The sequence below is a fragment of the uncultured Bacteroides sp. genome, assembly GCF_949298305.1.
In the GTDB taxonomy this organism is placed as follows: Bacteria; Bacteroidota; Bacteroidia; order Bacteroidales; family Bacteroidaceae; genus Bacteroides.
In genome coordinates, this window is record NZ_CASFWU010000129.1 from 1 (window position 1) to 10,386 (window position 10,386).

7 protein-coding genes and 1 pseudogene are annotated in these 10,386 nt (G+C 53.1%); 7 read left to right on the forward strand and 1 reads right to left on the reverse strand.

Annotation, left to right across the window (positions count from 1 at the left end):
- Positions 1–2,157 (forward strand): DUF3987 domain-containing protein (locus Q1Y74_RS13120; protein WP_300814750.1); only part of this gene is annotated, 2,157 nt, incomplete at its 5' end.
- A gap of 227 nt (positions 2,158–2,384) precedes the next feature.
- Entirely contained in the window at positions 2,385–2,639 is a 255-nt protein-coding gene (locus Q1Y74_RS13125; RefSeq protein ID WP_022162091.1) for a DUF4248 domain-containing protein, read from the forward strand.
- A gap of 322 nt (positions 2,640–2,961) precedes the next feature.
- On the opposite strand, the gene Q1Y74_RS13130 is transcribed toward Q1Y74_RS13125, so the two are convergent.
- A complete protein-coding gene (locus Q1Y74_RS13130; protein ID WP_300814751.1) occupies positions 2,962–3,267 on the reverse strand; it encodes a hypothetical protein in 306 nt (101 codons plus the stop codon).
- Positions 3,268–3,689: 422 nt separating this feature from the next.
- On the opposite strand from Q1Y74_RS13130, the gene Q1Y74_RS13135 reads away from it, so the two are divergent.
- The 5 genes and pseudogenes from Q1Y74_RS13135 to Q1Y74_RS13155 form a co-directional block, all read left to right on the forward strand.
- Positions 3,690–4,208 (forward strand): HU family DNA-binding protein, encoded by a 519-nt coding sequence (locus Q1Y74_RS13135; RefSeq protein WP_300814752.1) that lies wholly within the window; start codon positions 3,690–3,692, stop codon positions 4,206–4,208.
- 206 nt (positions 4,209–4,414) lie between these two features.
- Positions 4,415–4,793 (forward strand): annotated as a pseudogene (locus tag Q1Y74_RS13140) (N-acetylmuramoyl-L-alanine amidase).
- Between the two features lie 205 nt (positions 4,794–4,998).
- The gene (locus Q1Y74_RS13145; protein WP_022163173.1) at positions 4,999–5,103 is read left to right on the forward strand and encodes a smalltalk protein; all 105 of its coding nucleotides are present in this window, start codon (positions 4,999–5,001) and stop codon (positions 5,101–5,103) included.
- 181 nt (positions 5,104–5,284) lie between these two features.
- The gene (locus Q1Y74_RS13150; RefSeq protein WP_300814753.1) at positions 5,285–8,170 is read left to right on the forward strand and encodes a hypothetical protein; all 2,886 of its coding nucleotides are present in this window, start codon (positions 5,285–5,287) and stop codon (positions 8,168–8,170) included.
- A 65-nt stretch (positions 8,171–8,235) separates the two neighbouring features.
- Positions 8,236–10,386: DUF6443 domain-containing protein (locus Q1Y74_RS13155; protein ID WP_300814754.1), on the forward strand; the 2,151-nt coding region annotated here is incomplete at its 3' end.

A 10,386-nucleotide genomic window follows, 5' to 3' on the forward strand; every position in this document is an offset into this window, starting at 1 on the left:
AGCTACAGCGGACTGCTGTGCATCGACCTGGACCATACCGACGAACGTACGGACGAAATCGTACGCCGCGTCAGCACCTTGCCTTGGGTGGTGGCTGCCTTCCGCAGCATCTCGGGCAACGGCCTGAAGGTGGTGGCGCGCGTCAGCCCCGACGATGCCGCCCGCAACTACCGCGCCCTCTATGCGGCGGTGGGAAGTGCCGTGAGCACCTGTGCCGCCCATCCTTACGACGAGCATTGCCGCATCCTGACCCAGCCCTGCTACTACTCCTGGGACCCCGCTGCCTGGTATGCCCCCGAAGCCGGGGTCTTTCTCTTTGTACCCGCCGCCGAAGCGGGCAGCGATGCCGATGCGGCGGACATTCCCTCTCCGGTCCCCGCCGCCGAAGCCTCCGCACAGGGCGCAACGCCGGCTACCGCGCCGGGCTTCCTCGAACAGTTTGTCAGCGACTTCGAGCACCGTCATCCCTTCGTCCGGGGCGGACGGAACGACGTCGCACTGAAACTGGGGCACGCCGCCCGTCGTAAAGGTTTTTCGGCATCCGAACTGGAACGTCTCATCCAGGTCTTCAGCTACCGCCATGCTTCGGACGATTTTACGTCCGACGACATACGTTCGCGCGTACTGTCTGGCTATCAGTATGTTGACCGGTTTCCACCGGCCGACGTTTCCGGTGCGAGGGCTCATTTTAGGGCTCAGGCTCACTATGAGCCTTCCCCACGGGGCCAGGCGCCAGCCGATGCAGACGATTTGTTGGAAAATAATGAAGCGCTCATGGCTTCCGTCCCCCTCATTCCCGATGTGGTCTACGACACGCTGCCCCCGCTGCTGGTGCGGTGTGTGGAGCCTGCCTGCAACCTCCACGAACGCGACTTCCTGCTGACAGGGGCGCTCAACAGTTGCAGCGCGCTGCTGACGGGTGTGCGCTTCGTCTACAAGGGAGTGGAACACTCGCCTCACTTCTACCTGGCCGTAGTGGCGCCCGCCGGTACGGGGAAGGGCGTGATAGCCTTCACCGCCTCGCTGCTCGATGCTACCGAAGACTGGTATGCCCGCTGCCGCGAGGAGCAGCAGGAGGCTGCCGACGAAGCACGTACCCTGTGGGAACTGGAAATGGCCGAGGCACGCAAGCAGCATCGCAAGCCCAACGCCGACCTGCGCCCGTCCAAGCCCGTGCTGCAGTACTTCAAGCTGCCGGCCACCATCAGCAAAAGCCGGCTGATAGAGAGCCTGGCGGCTTCGGGACAGGTGGGGTGTGCCATGGCCACTACGGAGATGGCCACCCTGTGCGACGCCATCGGCACCGACTACGGCCACTTCGAGGACATCCTGCTGAAGGCTGCCCACCACGAGGAGGTGGGGTCGTCGTACAAGGTGGACGGGGCACCGCTCGTGGCACGTCGTCCGCGGTTGTCGCTCGTCATGTCGGGCACGCCCGAACAGTTCTGCGCCTTTTTCCGTTCGCTGGAGTCGGGGCTCTACAGCCGCTTTGCCGTGTGCACCCGGCCGCCGGCAGTGCAGTGGGAGTCGTGTGCGCCCGACGACGCACAGACCGACCGCTACAGCCACTTCCGCCGCCTGAGCGAGGAGCTGCTGCCCGTCCACCTGGGATTGCTGAAAAGCCCTACGCGGGTCACCTTCAGCCCCGCACAGTGGCGCGAGCACACGGCCTGCTTCAGCCGCCTGCTGGCCGATGCCCATGCCGAGGGGCGCGATGCCGTGCTGGGCATCATCTTCCGCCACGGCCTGCTGGCCATGCGCTTGGCAGCGCTGTTCACGGCCTTCCGCAAGTGGGACGGCTTCCGCCAGGCGCCCGAGTACCGCTGCACGGACACCGACTTCCGCAACGCCCTGCTCATCACGCAGACGCTGCTGGAGCACAGCCTGCTGCTCTGCTCCACCCTGCCGGACAGCGCGCGGCCCGTCGTGGCGCTGCAACGTCCCCACCGGATAGCGGGCGTGCTGGAGTCGCTGCCTGAGAAATTCTCGTACAAACAGTTTGTCGACGCAGCCGGTCTCGCAGGCATTCCGCTGAGCTCGGCCAAACGCATGCTCCGCAAGGCTGTGCAGTCCGAACTGCTTGTAAAAGAGGAAGATGGCTATCGGAAACCGCCAACCGAACCCGTGGAGAAGGCTCATAGTGAGCCTGAGCCCTAAAATGAGCCCTCGGCAGCTGCCGGACACAGCCGCCGGATGGTGAAATTTCCGGACACCGGTTCGCCACGGAGTACACAGAGTCCCACAGAGAAAAAAATTAAATCTGTGTTATCCGCGTCATCTGCGTCTGAAAAATGTACCATCCGCATGGTCATTAGCACATTTGCACATTTGCACATTTGCACATTAGCACATTGCCCCATTAACAACTTAAAAACTCAAACGCTATGAAACCCGAATTGATTCCCGACGAAGGAGCCGACCGCCCCTTCGTCATCCGGCCCTACCGTAAGGCCGAATTTGCCCAACTCTACTTTCCCGACCTCACGCCCCGCTGTGCGTTGCGCAAGCTCCACCGCTGGATAGAACGCAGCGATGCCTTGCGCCGTGCGCTCTACGAGGAAGGTCCTGAAGGACGCAACGAGCAGACCTTCAGCCGCCGTCAGGTAGAGCTGCTGGTCCGCCACTTCGACGAGCCCTGACTCCACACCGTTTGTTGTGTGCCGTTACAAACAATCCGACGCCCCGCCACAAGCAATGTGGCGGGGCGTTACGTTTAATGTGCCCGTACAGTGAATACATTTTCATACGAAAAGTTACGCAGATTATCTCCGAACGGCAGGTAAGGCCTGCTTCCCATCTATTCGCTCTGTGGTAATCCGGGTAATTTTGTATTGAAGCAGTAGCAGCCTATGTGGCATTAAAAGTGCAGATGGGTATGTGTACGTGTAGAGACGCAAAATTTTGCGTCTCTACGATGTTTGTGTAAATGTATGATAATCAGATGTCTATGAGACTATATGTTTACTTTTCTTTCTTCCTGTCCTCCCGCGCCTTCTCCGTGCGCTTGCTGATTTTGTCAATCTCGCGGCGGATGCGCTTCAGTTCGCGCAGGGCGTTGTAGCTTACTTCGCGGTGTTCTTCGTTAATCTCCTTGAGGCGGGCCAGCATGGCGCGCAATTCGCGTAGTTCGTAGATGTCGGTGGTGGGCTGTTTGGGGGCTGGAAAAGCCGGGATTTCTTTTCCTCCCTTCTTCGGAATGCGAAAGAGAATGAACGCCAGTGCCAGCACAACCATCAGTGCCGGCACGATAATCAGTGTCAGTGTCATTTTCAAGCTAAGTTTTTAAGTGTTTTCCGACTTCAAAATTGCAGTTGATGCGTTTTTTCAAGGGTGCCGAAGTAAATAAACGTTAAACGGTTCGTCCAAGTAGCACCCGTCCCGACACCGGTTGTCCCACCCTTGTCGGAAAGTTTGCGGACCTTTGCCTTGTCCACTTCCGGAGACCATGGACGCGGTTGGTGCACACCGCTTAACTTACTGATTCAGAGGAAATGCCTACATCGGCAGGCCGGACAGGAGAAGGCTGCATCGGGCGGTTGTCATCCGCCGACGGTGATGCTCTCTGCAAACCGGTGATAAAGGTACTGATTAATTTTGAATGTACGCCAACGCTACTTCCGTTTTTTTCAGTCCTTCCTGCCTTTTTCGCATCCTCCTCATCACCCGAAAAAACAAGAAAGGAGACTCGTATGTCTGTCACATTCAAACGTGTCCAGCGGAAAAACCCGCAGGACCAGGCCGCACCGGCCAAGTACTACCCCCAACTGGTGGTGTGGGGAAAACCGGCCACGCTGGAAAGCCTCTCCATCCAGATGAAAGAAAAAAGCTCGCTCACACTGGGCGACATCCAGAGCGTACTCACCAACTTCGTTTCCGCCATGCGGACGGAGCTCTACAACGGCCATTCGGTCAGCATCGACGGCTTCGGGGTGTTCAGCCTCTCGGCCACAACCGAAGGCTCGGAACTGCGGAAGGACTGCACGGCGGAAAAAATCAAGGCGGTACGCATCAACTTCCGCGCATCGAGCGCCATCCGCCCCAACCTGGACACCTCGACCACCCGCGCCGAAGAACGCATCGACTTCGTAGACCTGGACACCAAGCTTCAGGAACTGAACATGACGCCCGACGACGGCGCCGACGATGAAGAAACACCCGGAGGCGGCTCCGGCGGTGGAGGCGGGGAGGATGACAACCCGATCGGATGAGGGATGGGCTAAGGTGTGAATGTGCAAATGTGATAATGTGCTAATGTGAGAATGTGCAAATGGGCTAATGGCCATGCGGATGGTACATTTTTCAGCCGCAGATGACGCGGATAACACGGACTAAATTTTTCCTCTGTGGAACTCTGTGTCCTCCGTGGTGCCCCCCCACCTCAACCTAAAACCCTAAACTCTAAACCCTCAAAAAAATGCGAAGAATTGATTACATCGTCATCCATTGCAGCGCCACCCGTGAGGGCCACGTCCTCACCCCCGAGGCGCTGGACCGGGAGCACCGTCGCCGCGGCTACCGCATGACGGGCTACCACTACTACATCCGCCGCGACGGGACCACCGTCGTCACCCGCCCACTGGAGCTTGCAGGGGCGCACGTGAAAGGCTACAACAAGCACTCCATCGGCATCTGCTACGAAGGCGGACTGGACGCCCAGGGCCAACCCAAGGACACCCAACGTCCGCGTCTGCGGACACCGCGACCTCAGCCCCGACCTGGACCGCAACGGAACGGTCGAGGCATGGGAGTGGGTGAAGGCGTGCCCGTGCTTCGAGGTGGCGAAGGAGCTGTGAGGAAAATGAAGAATGAAGAATGAGGAATGAAGAATGGAGGCAAGTGGGTAGTAAACGAGGGCTACGAGGCTTACGGAAACTTCGGCAGCTAAAGCCCTTCATCCCCTCGTCAACTTGTCAACTCGTCAACTTGTCAACTCGTCAACTTGTCAACTCGTCAACTTGTCAACTACTATCAACCGCATCGAAAGGAGGTGTGAAAATTATGGCTGTCAAGAAATCGACTTGGGATCTGATTATCAAGATCATCTGTGCTGTGGCAGGTGTGCTGGCCGGCGCACTGGGCGTTCAAGCCGCTAACCTGCTGTAAGCAAAAGCAAGAGGGTGTATCAGAATAAGTTTTTTACCACAGATTACTCGGATTATTACAGATCACTGAATCTGACAATCTGAAGATCAAGAAAAAATCTGTGCCAATCTGTGAAATCTGTAGTAAATGATGACACACCCTCTTTGCATAAATTATAAATCCTAACAAAATATATAGATATATGAAAAGACTTATTTTAATTCTATCCGTCTGCCTGCTTTCGCTGGTACTTAAGGCACAAAACGAGTATGGCAAAGTCAGTCCGCAGACAGCCGATTTTATCAAATATGGCAATATTCCGGTTTCCCTATATACCGGACAAGTTAATGTTTCCGTCCCCCTCTACCACATCGAAGACCCCGACTTCGATATCCCGCTGGTGCTGAACTACGTATCTGATGGTTTCCAACCTGCCAAACGTGCCGGATTTGTAGGCCTGAACTGGTCGATAGGCGGGATGGGGGCGGTGACGCGCGAAATATACGGGGTGCCAGACGACTTCAAGGAATATACGACTACCCCGGATCCAGCCAAAGGATTCTGGCAGGCAGTGCAACAGAAACCCTATCTTCAGGAACATTTGTACCTCTTCTGGCCGGGAGTCCTTAAAAATTATGGCGTTTATTGTGCCCTTCCATACGTAGACAATTGTTTTTACGACTGTGAACCCGACCTGTTCATGTTCGCCATGCCCGGGCACAACGGCACTTTCATGATAGACAACCAGGGCGTGGTACGTGCCAGTGACAAGGGATACAAGGTAGACCTTTCCGGCCTCACTGCCCAAACCGAATATCTGGGGTATCCGGCGGATTCGGAAATCAGAATCACAGCTCCCGACGGCTACGTCTATACATTCGGTGGTGAGTTGACAAGTCTGGAATATAACATGAACTTCTCTCCCGCCAAAGAATTCACTGCCGCGGAAAAGAAAAGCTGCATCAATGCCTGGCACCTGACAAAGATAACGGCACCCAACGGACGGACACTTGTTGTGAACTATACTTCTGATAACATCCATAACATGTGGTCGCCTATCTGGGCCGCTTCGCGCACCAAACTGCTGGTCGCTCCCAATCCGATGGATCCATATACCTACAAAGCCACTAAAATGGTATTCCCCGAATCCATCGAGATAGCCGACACCGGCCTGCGCGTCGAATTCCGGAAAAGCGTGGAGACGTGCCGGACTTTCTATCAGGAATTCCAGAAATACAACAATCTGTCGTACCAGCTGGATGCCATTGACGTGAAACAAGGAAATAAAACGGTGTATACTTACAGCCTGTCCTACTCGAACCGGAACCATCTGAGATTCCTGCAACAAGTCACGATGCCGGATGAAGGGAAATATTCATTCGAATACCGGCATCCCGCAACGTATGCCGAGCCGTCGACCGACAACGTGGATGACTTCGGGTATCTGAAAGGTCTTCTCCCCATCAATCCGGTCAGCCTGATGACAAAGATGACTTATCCTACAGGCGGGTACACTTTGTTCGAATACGAGCCGCATAGCTACAGCAAGAGAGTGGACACCGAAGTGACCGATTTGTCATTCCACTCCCGCCTTGTGGATATAGCCGGAAAGACCAACGGCTTCAGAATAAAATCTCTGGAAAACCATTACCGGATTGAAGGCACCAACTTCTACTCCAAAGAGACCAAGACTTATACCTATACCGAACCGCTCAGTGTGAAAGACAGCGGCATCTTACTGAAATACAGGCCTTACTTCCGACGGACGAACGGCGACACCATCTATATATGGAACAACGTATGGCTTCAAAACTACAACATCGAAGAGCCACGTATCGGATATTCGTATGTGAAAGAAACATTGGGGGACAAGTCATACATTCAGTATCACTTCTCCGATTACCACACTTGTCCGGACCAGGGAGATGTCAACTACAGTTGGACGGCAAGCACAGGGTTTCCCACTCCCCTGGAGCTGGTTTCTGGAAACGCCACTATGGCAACCAGCAAATGCTTGCGGCGCGGACATTTATTGTGGAAACGCGTATACAACAGCCAATCGGTAGAGCAACAACGTACGGAATACACCTATCGCAACCTCTTCCCCACGCTGCAACCTGCCCCTTCTCCCGGGCAACAACTGGCAGAACCGGATTATTCCGTCTCTCTGCGTCCGGTTTCGGGAGGAGCCATGGCCATGCGCATCCGCATGCAGAAGTATCCCGTGAGCATAGAGAAAACTACAAGCTACTTCAAGAATGCCGCCCCTATAGTTTTCACAAAAGAGTATACATACAACAATTACGACCGGCTAAAGCAACAGACAGAAAGTACCTCTACACAAGATACGCTGAAAACCACCTTCAGCTATCCTACCGATTCGATTTTACCCAGTACCCGGAACAACGTATACCAGATACAGGGAAACAGCAACATAAAGAATACCTCGGTAGCAGACACGCAGGAAGCAACTCCCATTTATCCTGTCGATAATGTACACAAGAAACTGGTAGACCGCAACATCGTGGGCCGCGTAATCGCAGAAGAACGTTTTCTGGGGAATAAATTGTTGGAAGGAAAGTGGACCCAGCCCAAGCTATTGTCCAATGGAGGCGTAGTGGATGCCGCCGTCTATACCCGCAAAGGCAGCTATCCATACGAGAAACAAGAAGCCTGCGAGGTGCATGATGCGTACGGAAATCCCATTTATGTGACAAGCCGCAATCGCCCGAAGAAAGTTCTGGTGTGGGGGTATCACGGGCGTTACCTCGTCGCAGAAATCGAAGGAGTGACGTACAATGAAGTCAAAACGGCACTGGGCAGGAGTCCTGAAAGTATGTCGGACCAGGACGTGCCGGATATGACAGCCCTGGACGGACTGCGTACTTCGTTGCCGCATGCCCTGGTCACCACCTACACCTACGAGCCGTTGGTAGGCATGACTTCGCATACCGCTCCCCACGGAGAAAAAACCACCTACGAGTATAACGACAAAGGGCAGCTCAGTACGGTGAAGAACCATGAAGGAAAGGTGGTAGAGAGTTACATCAAACATTATCAAAACACTGAAATACCCAACGAATTATGAAAAGATATCTGACATTTTTATGCTTGTGCATCATATCTGTGTGCACACAGGCACAGGAAACCGCGTTGAATTATCTGCAAACGCGTACAATGCTCACCGAGCAGGGTGACACGTACATCGAACAGGTCCGGTATTATGACGGCTTGGGACGCCCTTTCCAGAAAATGACAAGAAACTATCCTTTTGCGGAAACAGACAGCTGCCTGCTGACCGTCCAAGGATATGACCAGACGGGAAGACCTGATATACAGTATCTGCCCATGCCGAGAAAAGAAAAGTATCTTGATGTACCTAATTTCAGTCTTTCATCCCAATTCTATTACAAAGACTCCCGTCCTTACATCTCCACAGAATATGAAAAGTCACCACTGAACCGAATCATAAAAATGACCAAGCCGGGTGAAGACTGGAACGGGCATTCAAAGACCATCGTATACGGAACGAATGCTGATGCCGGAAACTGGTGTTGCGCATACTACTACATAGATGCTGCTGGAAAACTGGTACGAAACGGGAACTACCAGGCCGGACTACTGGAGGCGACAGAAGAAACCGATGAAGACGGTCACGTCAGTTACACCTTTACCAACATGCAGGGAAAAACCATCCTTACCCGAGAGATGGATGGAACTGTCTCGCACGACACGTATTACGTGTATGACGACTACGGAAACCTGTTTTACGTGCTGCCACCCATGATAAACGACGACATCACCTCTCAGAATCTGGACAAATATGCTTACCGGTACAGATATGACCACCGGAACCGCCTAGTCGAAAAAAAATTGCCGGGAACGGACCCCGTGACATATGCTTATGACGCAGCCGACCACCTGACCCTGATGCAGGACGGAAACATGAAGAAAAAAGGAAAATACAGGCTGTACCTCTACGACAAACATAACCGGTTAGCAGTGCAGGCTATAGCAGACCAATCACTAATAACAGGCATAAAGGATCTGGACAAAAGAGTGATAAGCTGCTTTTATAGCAATCTGCCAATTGACTTGGAGAATATTATGATGAAAACTGCTATACAGTTTGAATTATGCCAAGAACTCGTAGGGACAGGATACCATGTCAACTTAAATGGAACATTAACTCCCATCGAGCATAACATGCTATACGAAATCATCAATTATTACGACAACTATGACTTCAAACATAAGGTGGACGGATTCAAGAATATTCCCGATCTGGAATACCCAACGTTATCGGGCACACTTACGGGCCGCATCGTCAGCCGGACGTCCGAACCGGACCGCCACCGATACGAGCTCTATGCCTACAACCGGAAAAGAAAACTGGTTTCTACCCTGCTGCATGACTCACTGAGCTATAACCGGAAAACGGATTACACGTATTCATTTACCGGAAAACCGCTAACTCAAACGTCTGTCTATTTCACCGGAACGTTCGGTACTCCCGCCGAAAAGGTGCTCCTCACCGAAACGTATACCTATTTATACAACAAGAAAAACCTTTTGGCATCCGTGAAGCACCGGATGAACAACGGACCGGAAGTACAGCTTTTGACATATACTTATGACGTTACAGAGCGCATCATCGCCAATACATTCCACAATATCAGCAATCCAGACTTCCGGATAGAGTACAAGTATAATATACAAAATTGGCTGACAGCCATCAGCGGCACCAAGTTCTCGCAGAACCTGTATTACAACACCGGCAACGGCACACCCTGCTACAACGGCAACATCAGCAGCATGACCTGGAAAGCCGGAAATGAGACGACACTCCGCGGCTATAAGTTCACTTACGACGGGCTGGACCGCATGCTGGATGCGGTCTATGGCGAAAGTACTTCGATAAGCAGTAACGCAAACCGCTTCACCGAGAAAGTGACCGGCTACGACAAGAACGGGAACATACTTGCCCTGCAACGTTATGGGCAGACGGGGACTTCGACCTATGGCTTGATAGATAATCTAACTTTTACTCTAAATGGCAACCAACTAAACCGGGTGGATGACGCGGTAACGGCATCCGCCTACAACAACGGTTTCGAGTTCAAGGACGCCGTGAAGCAGGCTGATGAGTACGCTTACGACGCCAACGGTAATTTAACTAAAGATTTAAACAAAGGAATTAGCAATATATCGTATAATTGTTTAAATTTGCCAAGTGTAGTAACCTTTAGTGACGGTAGTACGATAACCTATACGTATGCCGCCGACGGAACCAAGCTCCGCACG